The sequence below is a fragment of the Caloramator sp. CAR-1 genome (genome assembly GCF_030546345.1).
GTDB classification, from domain to species: domain Bacteria; phylum Bacillota; class Clostridia; order Clostridiales; family Caloramatoraceae; genus Caloramator; species Caloramator australicus.
In genome coordinates this window covers 1-14,893 of sequence record NZ_JAUONW010000014.1, presented here as the reverse complement: position 1 = coordinate 14,893, position 14,893 = coordinate 1, and the positions used below count along the sequence as shown (strand labels likewise).

General features: G+C 34.3%; 13 protein-coding genes, 1 other RNA gene and 1 other annotated feature. All 14 genes read right to left on the bottom strand.

Annotated elements, in window-relative coordinates:
- Positions 1–21 precede the first annotated feature (21 nt).
- Entirely contained in the window at positions 22–1,254 is a 1,233-nt protein-coding gene (gene glyA / locus Q3V94_RS04320; RefSeq protein WP_303525454.1) for a serine hydroxymethyltransferase, read from the bottom strand.
- Positions 1,255–1,413: 159 nt separating this feature from the next.
- Positions 1,414–1,686, bottom strand: a complete 273-nt coding sequence (locus Q3V94_RS04315) for a metal-sensitive transcriptional regulator (protein ID WP_274768039.1) — start codon at positions 1,684–1,686, stop codon at positions 1,414–1,416.
- Between the two features lie 12 nt (positions 1,687–1,698).
- Positions 1,699–2,193 carry a YajQ family cyclic di-GMP-binding protein gene (locus Q3V94_RS04310; RefSeq protein ID WP_008909917.1) on the bottom strand — a complete coding sequence of 165 codons (495 nt, stop codon included), beginning with the start codon at positions 2,191–2,193 and terminating at the stop codon, positions 1,699–1,701.
- 81 nt (positions 2,194–2,274) lie between these two features.
- Positions 2,275–3,039, bottom strand: coding sequence for a tRNA threonylcarbamoyladenosine dehydratase (locus Q3V94_RS04305; protein WP_303525452.1), 765 nt, complete (start codon positions 3,037–3,039; stop codon positions 2,275–2,277).
- A 17-nt stretch (positions 3,040–3,056) separates the two neighbouring features.
- Positions 3,057–3,237: non-coding RNA, 6S RNA (gene ssrS / locus Q3V94_RS04300), on the bottom strand.
- Positions 3,238–3,306: 69 nt separating this feature from the next.
- Positions 3,307–5,091 (bottom strand): aspartate--tRNA ligase, encoded by a 1,785-nt coding sequence (gene aspS, locus Q3V94_RS04295; protein ID WP_303525450.1) that lies wholly within the window; start codon positions 5,089–5,091, stop codon positions 3,307–3,309.
- Between the two features lie 10 nt (positions 5,092–5,101).
- Positions 5,102–6,361 carry a histidine--tRNA ligase gene (hisS, locus tag Q3V94_RS04290; protein ID WP_303525447.1) on the bottom strand — a complete coding sequence of 420 codons (1,260 nt, stop codon included), beginning with the start codon at positions 6,359–6,361 and terminating at the stop codon, positions 5,102–5,104.
- 50 nt (positions 6,362–6,411) lie between these two features.
- Positions 6,412–6,615: a binding site (T-box leader), on the bottom strand.
- 35 nt (positions 6,616–6,650) lie between these two features.
- Positions 6,651–8,060: a coproporphyrinogen dehydrogenase HemZ gene (gene hemZ, locus Q3V94_RS04285; RefSeq protein WP_303525445.1), complete on the bottom strand. Its 1,410-nt coding sequence runs from the start codon at positions 8,058–8,060 to the stop codon at positions 6,651–6,653.
- A gap of 11 nt (positions 8,061–8,071) precedes the next feature.
- Positions 8,072–8,254: a hypothetical protein gene (locus tag Q3V94_RS04280; protein ID WP_008909922.1), complete on the bottom strand. Its 183-nt coding sequence runs from the start codon at positions 8,252–8,254 to the stop codon at positions 8,072–8,074.
- A 51-nt stretch (positions 8,255–8,305) separates the two neighbouring features.
- Positions 8,306–8,926, bottom strand: coding sequence for an MBL fold metallo-hydrolase (locus Q3V94_RS04275; RefSeq protein WP_303525442.1), 621 nt, complete (start codon positions 8,924–8,926; stop codon positions 8,306–8,308).
- A 9-nt stretch (positions 8,927–8,935) separates the two neighbouring features.
- Positions 8,936–9,385, bottom strand: a complete 450-nt coding sequence (gene dtd / locus Q3V94_RS04270) for a D-aminoacyl-tRNA deacylase (RefSeq protein ID WP_274768044.1) — start codon at positions 9,383–9,385, stop codon at positions 8,936–8,938.
- A gap of 10 nt (positions 9,386–9,395) precedes the next feature.
- The gene (locus Q3V94_RS04265) at positions 9,396–11,564 is read right to left on the bottom strand and encodes a bifunctional (p)ppGpp synthetase/guanosine-3',5'-bis(diphosphate) 3'-pyrophosphohydrolase (protein ID WP_303525440.1); all 2,169 of its coding nucleotides are present in this window, start codon (positions 11,562–11,564) and stop codon (positions 9,396–9,398) included.
- Positions 11,565–11,670: 106 nt separating this feature from the next.
- On the bottom strand, positions 11,671–12,189 hold the full coding sequence (locus Q3V94_RS04260; protein ID WP_008909926.1) for an adenine phosphoribosyltransferase: 519 nt from the start codon (positions 12,187–12,189) through the stop codon (positions 11,671–11,673).
- A 2-nt stretch (positions 12,190–12,191) separates the two neighbouring features.
- Complete coding sequence (gene recJ, locus Q3V94_RS04255) at positions 12,192–14,561, bottom strand: single-stranded-DNA-specific exonuclease RecJ (protein ID WP_303525437.1); 2,370 nt, start codon at positions 14,559–14,561, stop codon at positions 12,192–12,194.
- Positions 14,562–14,893 lie beyond the last annotated feature (332 nt).

Below are 14,893 nucleotides of genomic sequence, written 5' to 3'. Positions count from 1 at the left end.
GAGCCAGCTAGCTGGCTCCTTTTATGCATATAATTTAAACTTGTTTACAAGAGCTTTAACCCTTTCCCTTGCAGGTGTTAGATCCTTATCCCTATTTTCGATAACCCAATTTATTATATCTGCAATTTCTACCATTTCTTCTTTACCAAAGCCTCTTGTTGTAACTGCAGGAGTTCCTATTCTTATACCGCTTGTTACAAATGGACTTTCAGGATCAAATGGTATTGTATTCTTGTTAACTGTAATTCCAACTTCATCAAGAAGATGTTCTGCATCTTTACCTGTAATATACTTATTTCTTAAATCAACAAGCATAAGGTGGTTATCTGTTCCTCCGGAAACAAGCTTAAATCCTCTTTCCATAAGGGCATTTGCTAAAGTCTTTGCATTTTCTAAAACTTTTCTTTGATATTCTTTAAACTCTTCACTCATCGCTTCCTTAAAACATACCGCCTTTGCTGCAATAACATGTTCAAGGGGTCCCCCTTGTATTCCTGGAAAAATGGTCTTATCTATAAGTTTTGCATATTGTTCCTTACAAAGTATTGCACCGCCCCTTGGTCCCCTTAAGGTCTTATGGGTTGTTGTTGTAACAAAATCTGCATATTCAACTGGATTTGGATGTAGACCTGCTGCAACTAATCCTGCAATATGTGCCATATCAACCATCATGTAAGCTCCAACTTCATCGCAAATTTCTCTTATTTTCTTAAAGTCTATTATTCTTGGATAAGCGCTGGCACCTGATACAATCATCTTTGGTTTTTCCTGAAGGGCAAGTTTTCTAAGTTCTTCATAGTCTATAAATCCTTCTTCATTTACTCCATATGCTATAAAATTAAATAGCTTTCCTGAAAAGTTTACAGGACTTCCATGGGTTAAATGACCACCATGGGACAAATTCATACCAAGAACCTTATCCCCTGGCTCTAAAACTGCCATGTAAACCGCCATGTTAGCTTGAGAACCTGAATGGGGCTGAACATTAGCATGTTCTGCACCAAATAATTTTTTCATCCTTTCCCTTGCAAGGTCCTCTATAACATCAACATATTCACATCCCCCATAATATCTTTTTCCTGGGTATCCTTCCGCATACTTGTTTGTAAGTTGTGATCCCTGTGCCTCCATAACAGCTCTGCTTGTAAAATTTTCCGAAGCGATAAGCTCTATTTTGTTCTGCTGCCTTTCCATTTCCTTTAATATGTATTCATATACCTCAGGATCCACTTTTTTAACATTTTCAAGGCTCATCACAACACTTCCTTTCGCGAATTTTTGCAATATTTATAATTTTATTATAAATTTAATTATTATAAATATCAATAAAAAATTGCACACTTATACCTATACTGAATAATTTCATTCACACCTTGTAAAAAAAAGAAAAATCTCCCACGTCTAGTAGGAGATTTACTTCATAAACTTTAGTATAACATCGATAAGCTCTTGAATTTCCTTCTCGCCATCGAATTCTTGAGTTGCTGCCTTCATAATACATGATTTTGAATAATTTTCCAAAATCAAACCACCAACTTTGTTAATTGCAGCCCTCACTGCAGCTATTTGAATTAGTATATCAGAGCATTCCTCATTATTTTCAACCATCTTTTGAATTCCCTTTACTTGACCTTCAATTCTTCTTAGCCTTTTGATAATATCTTCCTTAGAGCAGCATTGAACCATTTTTATCCCACCTTATCTATAATTTGTAAATTGAAGCTCTATTCCAAAGTCCCTTCCCCTTAGCATTTGAATAACTGACTGCAAATCATCTTTGCTTTTTCCTGATACTCTTATAATATCATCCATTATTTGAGCTTGAACCTTAAGTTTTGTATTTTTGATTTCCTGAACTATTTCCTTTGCCTTTTCCTTTTCTATGCCGTTTTTAATTTTAACAGTTTCCCTTACTGTTCCACCTGTTGCCGCCTCAATCTTTCCTTCATCTAAAAACTTTGGCGACACCCCCCTTTTAACCATCTTAGCCTTCAAAATTTCTAATATGCTCTTTAGCTTAAATTCATCCTGAGCATGAATTTTTATTTCATCCTTGCCGTTAAATTCAACCTCTGCAACTACGCCTTTAAAGTCATATCTTTGTGATATTTCCTTTATAGTTTGGTTAACAGCATTATCTATTTCTTGAAGGTCTGGTTTTGAAACTATATCAAATGAATATGTTCCTGCCATAGTAACCTCCTTATAAAAATTATTCATGACCGATACTCACATATAATAATATACTAAATTTAACATTTTCTCAATTGATTATTACTTATTTTCTCCAAAAACTATATCTTTAATTACCTCACCGGCCATTATAAGACCTACTACCGAAGGCACAAAGGATATGCTTCCTGGGATTTGTCTTCTGTCAGTGCATTTTCTTGTTGCACCAGGTGGGCATACGCATCCTACCTTGCAGGACACAACTTCATCAAGCTTTGGCTTCATCGGTGGCTCCTTTGAATAAACAACCTTCAGTTTTTTAATTCCTCTTTTTCTAAGTTCGGTCCTCATGACCTTAGCTAATGGACACACACTTGTTTTATATATATCCTCAACCTCAAACTTAGTCGGATCAAGCTTATTGCCAGCCCCCATACTGCTTATTATTGGAATATTCATTTCATTGCATTTTACTACAAGCTCTATCTTTGAAGTTACTGTATCTATAGCATCAATTACATAATCTATGTCATTAGTTAATAACTTTTCAATGTTATCCTTTGAAACAAATTCTTTTATAGGTAGAACAACAGCCTTAGGGTTTATTTCTTTAACCCTTTCAGCCATTACCTCCACCTTTGGTTTTCCAACAGTTTTTGTTGTTGCATGTAGTTGTCTATTTATATTTGTTATACAAACATCATCATCATCTATTAAAATTAATCTTCCAACTCCTGAGCGTGCAAGAGCCTCAACAGCAAAGGATCCAACTCCTCCAACTCCAAATACTGCCACAGTGCTTTTTTTAAGCTTTTCAACACCTTCTTTTCCTAAAAGAAGTTCTGTTCTTGAAAAAGGTCCTAACATAGTTACCTCCTTACATACAAAAACCCACCATATCGCTGGATGGAATGATTGAACCTGCTCTCAGCAGGTGGGTGCCCTCCCCCATGCTTCTTGTTCCCTACCTTTAGTAGGCCTACATTCCACATGGGGAGCCCGGGCTCCCTTTTCGTAGGTGTTGGCTCAATACATAATCCATCCTGGCGAATACGGCAGGCTCTTTTATTTAATTATTAATATAACACCTTTTGTCGAAAATATCAATAGTAAACCCTTATGTAAATTAAGGGATTATTCTTTTTCAATAACAGTTATACCAAGTTCATCTAACTGCTTTTCATCAACCTCTGATGGAGCATTTGTAAGTGGGCAGGCTGCATTTTGATTCTTTGGGAAGGCTATAACATCTTTAATATTGTCAGTTCCCGTAAGGAACATAACAATCCTATCAAATCCAAAAGCTAATCCTCCATGGGGTGGAGGTCCAAATTTGAAGGCCTCAAGAAGGAAACCAAATTTTTCATAGGCCTTTTCCATCGAAAGTCCTAATGCCTTAAACATCCTCTCTTGAAGTTTTGTATCATGTATTCTAATGCTTCCTCCACCTATTTCTTCTCCATTTAGAACCATGTCGTAGGCCTTTGCCCTAACCTTTTCCGGATTTGTTTCTAATAATTCTATATCCTCATCCATCGGACTTGTAAATGGATGGTGCATTGCAACATATCTTCCTTCCTCTTCATCGTATTCAAGAAGTGGGAATTCAGTAACCCAAAGGAACTTAAATTCTTTATTATTAGGACCTATTAACTCAAGTTTTCTTCCAAGTTCAAGTCTAAGGGCCCCTAAAGCTGCAAAAACAGTTTTTGGTTTGTCTGCAACAATTAAAAGTAAATCTCCTGTTTCCGCCTGCATCTTGTTTTTAATTGCATTTAATTCTTCTTCTGATAAAAATTTTGCAATAGGAGATTTTATTTCTCCTTCCTTTAAGGCTATCCATGCAAGTCCTTTAGCTCCATAGGTCTTAACAAGTTCTTCAAGTTTATCTATTTCCTTTCTTGAAAATTCTGCGCATCCCTTTGCATTTATTCCCCTTACTGTTCCACCATTTGCTACAGTATCTTTAAATACTTTAAAATTGCTATTTTTTACCTCATCACTAATGTCAACAAGTTCTAACCCAAATCTTATATCCGGCTTATCCGAACCGTATCTTTCCATTGCCTCTTTATATGTTATCCTTGGGAAAGGAGTTGGAATATCTATATTGAGGATTTCTTTAAACAATCTTTTCATTAGCCTTTCGTTTAAGTCTATTACATCATCAATGTCCACAAAGGACATTTCAATATCTATCTGTGTAAACTCCGGTTGTCTGTTTGCCCTAAGGTCTTCATCCCTAAAGCAGCGAACAATTTGGAAATATCTATCAAACCCTGAAACCATAAGAAGCTGTTTAAAAATCTGTGGTGATTGAGGTAGAGCATAAAATTTTCCCGGGAAATTTCTGCTTGGAACTAAATAGTCCCTCGCACCTTCAGGAGTGCTTTTTGTAAGCATCGGAGTTTCAATCTCTAAAAATCCATTTTCATCCATAAAATCTCTTACTACCTTAGCTGCTTTATGCCTTATTATTATATTTCTTTGAAGGTCTGGTCTTCTAAGGTCTAAATATCTATATTTTAATCTTATTGCCTCTGAGGCATCTAAATTTTCCTTAATGTATATTGGTGGCGTCTCTGATTCTGATAATATTCTAAGTTCCTTTCCTTTAACTTCAATCATTCCCGTTGGTATATTTGGATTTGGAGCTTCCCTTAAAACCACTTCACCAATAACTGCAATAACATATTCACTTCTTAACTCCTGTGCTTTTGTAAAAGCCTCTTTATTTATTTCCTCACCAAATACAACCTGAACAATTCCCGTTCTATCCCTAAGATCGGTAAAAATAAGTCCACCAAGATCCCTTCTTTTTTGCACCCATCCCATTAAAACAACATTTTGTCCAACATGAATTTCCCTTAGTTCGCCACACATATGGGTCCTTTTTAAGCCCTTTAAAGCCTCAGCCATAATATCCCTCCTAAATCCTTTCTTTAATTACTTCATAAATATCGCTTAAAACTATTTCTTCTTCCTGTCCTGTTTCCATTTCCTTTAATTTAGCCCTATTGTTTTCTATTTCCTCATCTCCAAGAACAATTACATATTTTGCACCGATTTTGTTAGCATACTTCATCTGCGCCTTCAAAGATTTATTCATAAGATCCCTTTCGCAGGAAATACCTTTATTTCTTAATTCATAAACTATCTTTGCAGCCTCATCCTTTGCCTTATCTCCTATCGATGCAACATAAAGACTTATTCCCTTTGGCTTTGGTATTTCAATCCCCTTGGATTCTAATGTTAATATGAGTCTTTCAAGACCAAGTCCAAAGCCAACAGCTGGCATGTCTGGTCCACCTATTTCTTTAATCAAATTATTATATCTTCCCCCACCGCATATCGTAAGATTTTCCTTTATGCTACTTGATATTATTTCAAAAACAGTTTGTGTATAGTAGTCAAGTCCCCTTACTATATGAGGATCTACTTCATAAGGAATCCCAAGAAGTTCAAGCTCATGCTTTAATCCCTCAAAATGATTTTTGCAATTATCGCATACATAGTCAGTAATTATCGGTGCTTCCTTTACAATTCTTTGGCATGTTTTTTCCTTGCAATCAAGTATTCTCAATGGATTTCTTTCATATCTATCTTTGCACACATCACAAAGTTCATCAAAATTATCCTTAAGATAATTTTTTAACGCTTCGTTGTAATTTTTTCTACACTCAGGGCATCCTATATTGTTTATGTTTACCTTTAAATTATCGAGCCCAAGTCTTTTTAAGAAGGTCATAGCAAGGGAAATAACCTCAGCATCTGCCGATGGTGATGGTGAGCCGAACATTTCTATTCCAAATTGGTGGTGTTCCCTTAGCCTTCCTGCCTGAACGTTTTCATATCTAAATACGGGTGTTATGTAATAAAGTTTAGTAGGTTGAGTATCGAATTGAAGGCCATGTTCTATAAAAGCTCTAACGGCTGGTGCTGTTCCTTCTGGCTTTAGGGTTATACTTCTTCCAGCCTTATCGTTGAAGGTATACATTTCCTTTTGAACTATATCGGTAGTTTCCCCAACACCTCTTAATATTAGTTCTGTATGTTCAAAGGTTGGTGTTCTTATTTCCGAATATCCAAACTCAGCACAAATTTTTCTAACTTCACCTTCGATATAATGCCATTTATATGACTCCTTTGGCAATACATCCTTAGTCCCCTTTGGAGCTTGTGTTAGCATCTTTTAACCTCCTTTAAATTAAAATTTAAATAAATAAAAACCGCCCCTTAAAAAGGGACGGATAATTCCGCGGTGCCACCCTAATTGGCATAAAACCCACTTGACTTGATAACGCATCAGCGTCCCACCCTACTCATTTCAGGCGGAAGCTCCAGGGTGTCCTTCACCCTCCTTAACCGTGAAGATGCTCTCAATCGCGGCATCCCCTCCCTGTTCGGTGTTTGAAGGCTACTCCTCCCCTTCACAGCCTTTTGATATAAATTTTTTATTAATTATATTATCAATAAGTTTAACAAATGTCAATCAACATTTTTATTTTTTCATCTATTTGTTCATCTATTCTTAAGATATATTCTTTTACATCTTTAAGATTTGCAACCCTTTCTATCCTTCCTGATTCCCCATAAACAATTTTAGTTACAGCATCAGCACCTAAGGCTATAACAGTTGTAGATTCTGCTATCATTTGAATATTGTATATGCATTCCTTACCCCTAAAGCTATACCCTACATTCTCAAGGGGGCTAACCATATTCTTTTGCCTATACATATAATAGGGATGCATTCCTATACTTTTAACATAATCTGTTGCAATATCATACATTCTGCTTGCTAAATCCTTATCCCCTTTAAACATCCTTTCATTTAAAAGGCTTGCCCTTTTTACTGCCATAGTATGAATTGTAATGCTATCAGGCATTAAGAGTAAAATCTTTTCCATCGTCCTTTTAATGTGTTCTTCCTTTTCTCCTGGTAGCCCTATTATGATATCCATATTTATATTATTAAAGCCCACTTCCCTTGATAAATAAAATTTCTCAATTACATCCTCAACCGTATGCCTTCGGCCAATTAAATCTAGCGTTTCTTGATTCATGGTCTGAGGATTTATGCTGATCCTTGTAATTCCATTTTCCTTTAATATCATTAATTTTTCCCTATTTAAAGAATCAGGCCTTCCGGCCTCTACAGTAAATTCCCTTAATTTTTTAACGTCGATAAGATCCTTTACCCATGAAAAAAGCTCGTCTAACTCTTTTTCATTTAAAGAAGTTGGTGTCCCCCCACCAACATAAAGGGTATCAATTGTAATACCCCTATCCTTTAAAAAATTTATAACCGAATAGATTTCCTTTTTTAATACAATTAAATAATCCTCAACAAGGTTATTTCCTTTATATGGATTTGAAGTAAAAGAGCAGTAGGCACACCTTGTTGGGCAAAAGGGAATGCCTATATAAAGGGCAACTGAATTTTTAGGCTGATCTAAAAACGGCGCCTCATTTTTAGCAACTTCCAGTAATAAATCTATCTTTTCCTTAGAAACTAAATATTTTTCTTTTAAAATTTCTCTTATACTTTCTTCATTAAGGCCCCTTTTAAAGGCATCATGAACTATTTTGGTAGGCCTTATACCAACAAGTATTCCCCATGGCATTTTAACTCCAGTTTCATTTTGCAAAAGCTTTAAAAGGGTATACTTTACTCCATTTTTTACTTCTTTTTCATCATTAGAATTCAAATTCAACGATTCTAAAATTCCATTCAAACTAGCTGTAACCTTGTTGTTGTCCCTGTCATAAATAATTTCAAGCTCATATCCATCATCCATAAACTTTATTTCATCCTTAGGATAAAACAAAGATGCTATTTGAAAAACTTCATATCTATAATCATGTCCTTTTAATCCAATCTTCACAATACTCTCCCCTATATATCCTTTTGCGTTCTATCCTTTAAGAGCTTAACCTCCTCCAAACTAATATTAAGCTCCCTTGCAATTTCGCTGTCCTTAAGTCCACTACTTATAATATCCATATAAGTATCATAGTCCAAATCATTCAATGGATTTTCATAGTCAAAGGATCTAGACTTATATTTTCTTTTTTTCATAAAAAATCCCCCTTTTGGCATACTTCATATTTTAGTATGCCCTAAGAATGGTTATTCATTCAAAAAGGGGTTAAACTTCTTTTCTTTTTCAATTGTAGTAGATGGACCATGTCCAGGAAAAACCTTTGTTTCATCATCTAAGATTAATAGCTTGTTTTTTATTGAATTTATCAAAGTTTCAAAGGATCCCTTAGGGAAATCCGTCCTGCCTATTGAACCCTGAAAAAGTGTATCTCCCGATAATAGTATATTCCCTATCTTAAAGCACAAGCCTCCCGGAGTATGTCCAGGCGTCTCAATAACTTCAATATTTAAACTACCAACGTCAATTATATCTCCTTCCCTTAAATATCCGTCAGGCAGAAAGGGTTTTATATTTCTAAAAATAGGAATTAACTCCTGAGTCCCACCATTTACTAAATACTCATCCTCTTTGCCCATTAAAACTTTAGCACCGCTTTTTGTTTTAATCCTTTCAACTCCAGCAATATGGTCACCATGACCATGGGTTAATAATATATACTCAATTTTTAAACCTAATTCCTCACATCTTTTTAAAACTTTATCAGGAGTTCCACCCGGATCAACTAATGCACATTCTTTAGTCTTTTCATCGCCAATTAAGTAACAATTAGTTTGAAAATAGCCTAATTGGAATACCTCAAAAATCATATCCTCACCTCAAAAGTTTTTCTTACTGTCCAAAAGCAATGTAACAGGCCCATCGTTTACAAGCTCAACATCCATATAAGCTTGGAACTTTCCTGTTTGAACATTTTCGACATATTTTTTGCATTCTTCAACAAATTCATTATAAATCTTTTCCGCATGTTCAGGTTTTGCCGCCATCATATAATTAGGCCTTCTTCCCTTTCTGCAGTCTCCGTATAAAGTAAATTGTGAAACCACCAAAAGGGAACCCTTAACATCTATAAGGGATAAATTCATTTTTCCATCATTATCATCGAAAATTCTTAAGTTGCATATCTTATCTGCTAGATATTTTATATCATCAGAATTATCGCTATCCTCAACTCCAAGCAAAACTAAAATGCCATTATCTATTTTTCCTGTAAGCTCACCATCAGCTACAACCTGTGCCCTTTTTACCCTTTGAACAACAGCTCTCATAGTCTCACTCCTAACTAAGATTTCTATAAACATCTATAATACCATTTAATTTTCTAAGATCCTTTATTAATTTTTCTATTTGTTCAACGCTTGTGACTTCAATCGTTAAGTTTATTAGAGCTAAATGATTTCTTGTTGTTCTTGCATTTATTGCCTTAACTGAAAGTTTTGAATTAGTTAAAGTTGTTGAAATATCAGCAATAAGTCCATGTCTATCGTTAGCTTCAATTGAAATCTCTGCAAGGAATTTTGCATTATGCTCACCTGTCCAACTTGCATCAATAACTCTATCCGGTTCTGCTTCTGCAAGATGCTTAAAGTTGCTACAATCTTTTCTATGGATGGATACTCCTCTCCCTCTTGTTATAAAACCAATTATCTCATCGCCCGGAACTGGATTACAGCATTTTGCAAACCTAACAAATAAATCCTTTTCCCCTTCTATTATAACTCCAGGTTTTTTGATTTCTCCCTTTCTTGGCTTTTTTTCCGCCTTATCCTCAGTGATGATTTCCTTTTGTGGCAATACTTCTTCCTTTTTAATCTCTTCCTTTAGCTTGCTTATAACCTGATGGGCAGTTAAAGCACCGCTTCCTATTGCTGAATAAAGATCCTCAATATTAGAAAAATTGAATTTTCTTATAACTGGTTCTATATACTCTGTCTTCAATACCTCATTTAAATTTAAGCCCTGCCTTTTTATTTCCTTTTCAAAGATTTCCCTTCCCTTTTCTATATTTTCCTCTTTAAAGGTCCTTTTAAACCATTGCCTTATTTTATTTTTAGCCTGTGAGCTTTTTGCAATATTAAGCCAATCTCTGCTTGGCCCCTTAGAATTGGCCGATGTTATTATTTCAACTATATCCCCTGTCTTTAGTTTATAATCAAGGGGAACCATCCTTCCATTTACCTTTGCTCCAACGCATTTGTTTCCAACATCGGTATGAATCCTATAGGCAAAGTCTATAGGCGTAGAATCAACAGGAAGATCAATAACAGCACCCTTTGGAGTAAATACAAACACTTCATCGGAGAAAAGATCTATTTTAACAGTTTCCATGAACTCCGTTGCATCCTTTGCTTCCTTTTGAAGCTCAAGGATTTGTCTTAACCAATGAAGTTTTTCATCTATATCCAGCTCTTTATTGTTAATCCCTTCTTTATATTTCCAATGGGCGGCAATACCGTATTCAGCAGTCCTATGCATCTCCCATGTTCTTATCTGAATTTCAAAGGGCTGTCCATTAGGCCCAATTACCGTAGAGTGAAGGGATTGATACATATTAGGCTTGGGCATCGCTATATAATCCTTAAACCTTCCAGGAATAGGCTTCCACAGAGTATGGACAATACCAAGGGCTGCATAACAATCCTTAACTGTATCAACAATTACCCTTACAGCCAATAGGTCAAATATTTGATCAAAGGTTTTATTCTTATAATGCATTTTTCTATAAATGCTGTAAAAATGCTTAGGCCTTCCATCTATGTCTGCCTTAATACCTGCCTGCTCTAATTTTTCCTGAAGCATATTTTTGATCTCATTTATCTCCTTTTCCCTTTCAGCCCTTTTCTTTTGAACTTTAGAAACTAACTCATAATATTCATCTGGATGCAAGTATCTTAATGATAAATCCTCAAGTTCCCACTTGATTTTAGAAATACCAAGCCTATGGGCTAAAGGTGCATAGATATCCAAAGTCTCCTCAGCCTTAGCCTTTTGCTTTTCAGGAGGAAGATATTTTAAAGTCCTCATATTATGGAGCCTATCTGCAAGCTTTATTAAAATTACTCTAATATCCTTTGCCATTGCAATCAAAACTTTTCTAATATTCTCAGCCTGCTGTTCTTCCTTTGATTTATATTCTATTTTCCCAAGTTTTGTTACACCATCCACAAGGTCCGCAATGCTTTCATTAAATTCCCTTTTTACGTCCTCATAGCTCAAATGGGTGTCTTCAACAACATCGTGTAAGAGGGCAGCACAAATAGCGTCAGTATCAAGACCCATTTCAACAAGAATAATCGCAACTTCAACAGGATGAAGTATATATGGATCCCCTGACTCCCTTAATTGGCCTTCATGAGCCTTTTCCGCCACATTATATGCCTTTTTAATCATTTCAATATCAACGTCTAAATTATTCTCCTTAATCTTTTCTAATAACCTTTGTAGCATAATTAGCCCTCTTCCCCATTGTAAAATTTATGGCTGGTCAAAAACCAGCCATGTTTTTAATATATTATATATTAATTATCATCATTTTGCAAATTTTTTCGACATTTTAAAATTCATATTGAACTAATGAAAATACATCATATCCTTCAAGCTTTTCCCTTCCATTAAGGCCAGTAAGTTCAACAACAAATCCCATAGAAGCAACGACCCCACCAAGCTCCTCTACAAGCTTTGCAACAGCTGAAATTGTTCCTCCAGTTGCAAGAAGGTCATCCACTATTAGAACCCTTTGTCCTGGCTCTATAGCATCCTTATGAATTTCTAATGCATCATTGCCATATTCTAATGAATATTCGTATTTTAAAGTATCAGCTGGGAGCTTTCCAGGCTTTCTTACTGGAACAAAACCAACGCCTAAAGCATAGGCAACAGGTGCCCCAAGAACAAATCCCCTTGCTTCAGGACCAACAACCAAATCGATTTCCTTATCCTTAACTATTTCAACTATTTTATCTATAACATCCTTAAATGCCTCTCCATCCTTAAGAACAGTAGTAATATCCTTAAAGCTTATCCCCTTCTTTGGAAAATCCTCTATTATTCTTATTTTTTCCTTTAAATCCATTTTTATACCTCCCTGATTTTATTTTCTAACAAATTGATTATTTTATTAAAATTATCCTTCAAATCATCAGCAATTGTCAAAAATTCGGTGCTGTTAGGAAGAATTTTTATCTTATCATCCTTTGTAAATATTCTAATTGCCCCTATTTTTTTTAAATAAACTATCATCCTATAAAGCAAAAATATATTTATATCAAATTTACATGCTATATCATCTAAACTACCAACAACTTCATTATACATCAAATCTCCAAGAAACTTAATAGCCTTTTTATCGTCAAATGTTATCATGTTTTTAAGATTTTTTAATCTATTAATAAACTCTTCATTTAAAAAATGATAAACCTTAACGCCTAAGCTATCTAAATACAAATAATCATCTATATTTAACAGATAATCATAGATAAGAACCTCATTATTTTTAAAATCAATTTCCTTAATTTTAGAAAGAAAAATAAATTGGGGTTCAAATCCAAAATTTTTGTAAAGGTTAAAATCCATAACCTGTCTAAATTCATCAACCTCTTCTATCGAATTATAATCGTTTAATAATATAATTCCTCTTTTAAAATAAACAAACTCCTTTAAAAAATTCAGATCATAGTTTAAATAATTTATATTTTTTGTTTCAATAAAAGGAAAGTTGCTAAAATTTAGGACTTCTTTAATATTTCTAAAATAATTTTCCTTAAGCTTACTTCCACTATAATTTATAGAAGGCTTAATATCTTTTATATTAAGCTGAACATTTCTTGTATTATTCCATTCGTTTATATTCAGATTAAAGGCTATATCAATATATTCCCATTCTCTATCCATAAATTCCACATTATTTATAAAATCAACACAATCTAATGTTTTTGAGTCTTTTTCAATGAGCATTTTAATATACTGTCCTTGATTGCCTATCCTTCTTTTAGATAAAACCCTTGCATTCATAAGACAAAATATCGGCTGATTATTGCCCATCCCAAAAGGCTCTAGCATATTTAAAAGTTCGCATGTTTCAATGCTCAAATCATCAGAATCAAGTTCTAAGTCTATGTCTATCCTTTCTGCAAAGTATTCACAATCTATTTTTTGGGCAAGTTCATTGAGCCTTTTTCTAAAATCATCAAGCTTTGACCTTTCAATTGTAAGTCCTGCTGCAAGTTCATGCCCGCCATATTTAACAAGAAGGTCCTTACATTCTACTAAATTATCATAAAGATTAAATCCCCTTATACTTCTTCCTGAACCCCTTAGTGTTTCTCCTTCTTCATAAAACAATATGGTTGGCCTATTGAATCTTTCCACTATCCTTGACGCAACAATTCCAATTACACCAACATGCCAGTTTGGTGATGATAAAACTATTACTCTGTCCTTTTTAAGATCTATCTCCCTTTGAATCTTTTCTATGCATTCATCTAAAATCTCCTGTTCTATTTGTTGCCTTTTTTTATTTTCCTGATCAAGGTATTTTGCAATCTGCATTGCCTTTTCATTATCGTTTGTAATAAAAAGCTCCACAGCAATTTTAGCATCACTTAATCTTCCTGCAGCATTTAGTCTTGGTGCAATTTGAAAGGCAACATTATAAGTTGAAATCTTGTCCTTAATTCCTGCAACCTGTTTTATTGCATTTATTCCAGCCTTATCGCTAGTTAGTATTTTTTCAAGACCGTATTTTACAATAATTCTATTTTCATCTGTGATATCAACAATATCAGCTATCGTTCCAATAGCAACTAGATCCAAAAATTCCTCGTATCCATGAAGATCATAAAACTTAAATAAAGCCTGAACAAGTTTAAAGGCTACGCCACATCCAGCAAGCCCCTTAAAGGGGTATTGGCAATCATACCTTTTAGGATTTATTGCTATTGTGTTTGGAATCTTTTCTTTACATTCATGATGGTCGGTAATTATTATATCCAATCCTTTTTCCTTTGCATATTCAACTTCTTCAATAGCACTTATCCCACAGTCAACTGTTATAACAAGATCTACATCAAGGGAACTTATATGATCAATCGCTTCTCTATTAATACCGTATCCTTCATTAACTCTGTCGGGAATATAAAAACTAACATCTACCCCTAATTTTTTAAAGGCCCTATAAAGAACTGCCGTGCTTGTGATGCCATCAACATCATAGTCTCCATAAATATATATCTTTTCCCTTTTCTTAATAGCTTCATCGATTCTTTCTATTGCCCTGTCCATGTCCTTTAAAAGAAAAGGATCATAAAGCAACCTAAGATCAGGATTCAAAAAAATGTCTGCCTGCTCCTTTGAACTTATACCTCTTGAAATAAGCAAACTATTTATAACTTTGTTTTCATGAACAATTAAATCAAAGTTTTTCTCTTTAACATCCCATCGTTTCATACTTTTCTCCTCGACAGACACAAAAAATTAGGAAACAAAGATATTATATATAAAGTAAAGGCATTTTGCAATAAAAAGGTTTTTATAGATAGTGTCAAGATATTGTAGGTTAATTTTTATAGACAACCCCTTAAATTAGCTAGTTTCAAGGCGTTTGTTAAATTTAAAAAACTTAAATTATATTTTCATATTTTATTGATTTTAATATCCTGTAAATTGGCGTTACTTTCCCTATGTTCAATATCGTTATATTATTCATAACTTCACGTGAAGATTTATTTATCTTTCTTATCGCTTCTTTTATTTTCTTCTTACTTACCTTGAAGGCTTTT

Coding starts and splice junctions, on each gene's coding strand:
- Q3V94_RS04315 (WP_274768039.1), bottom strand. CDS start 1,686: ATGGTTCAATGCTGCTCTAAGGAAGATATTATCAAAAGGCTAAGAAGA.
- Q3V94_RS04305 (WP_303525452.1), bottom strand. CDS start 3,039: ATGTTAGGACCTTTTTCAAGAACAGAACTTCTTTTAGGAAAAGAAGGT.
- Q3V94_RS04275 (WP_303525442.1), bottom strand. CDS start 8,926: ATGATTTTTGAGGTATTCCAATTAGGCTATTTTCAAACTAATTGTTAC.
- Q3V94_RS04265 (WP_303525440.1), bottom strand. CDS start 11,564: ATGCTACAAAGGTTATTAGAAAAGATTAAGGAGAATAATTTAGACGTT.
- dtd (WP_274768044.1), bottom strand. CDS start 9,385: ATGAGAGCTGTTGTTCAAAGGGTAAAAAGGGCACAGGTTGTAGCTGAT.
- Q3V94_RS04280 (WP_008909922.1), bottom strand. CDS start 8,254: ATGAAAAAAAGAAAATATAAGTCTAGATCCTTTGACTATGAAAATCCA.
- Q3V94_RS04260 (WP_008909926.1), bottom strand. CDS start 12,189: ATGGATTTAAAGGAAAAAATAAGAATAATAGAGGATTTTCCAAAGAAG.
- glyA (WP_303525454.1), bottom strand. CDS start 1,254: ATGAGCCTTGAAAATGTTAAAAAAGTGGATCCTGAGGTATATGAATAC.
- aspS (WP_303525450.1), bottom strand. CDS start 5,091: ATGGCTGAGGCTTTAAAGGGCTTAAAAAGGACCCATATGTGTGGCGAA.
- recJ (WP_303525437.1), bottom strand. CDS start 14,561: ATGAAACGATGGGATGTTAAAGAGAAAAACTTTGATTTAATTGTTCAT.
- hisS (WP_303525447.1), bottom strand. CDS start 6,361: ATGCTAACACAAGCTCCAAAGGGGACTAAGGATGTATTGCCAAAGGAG.
- Q3V94_RS04310 (WP_008909917.1), bottom strand. CDS start 2,193: ATGGCAGGAACATATTCATTTGATATAGTTTCAAAACCAGACCTTCAA.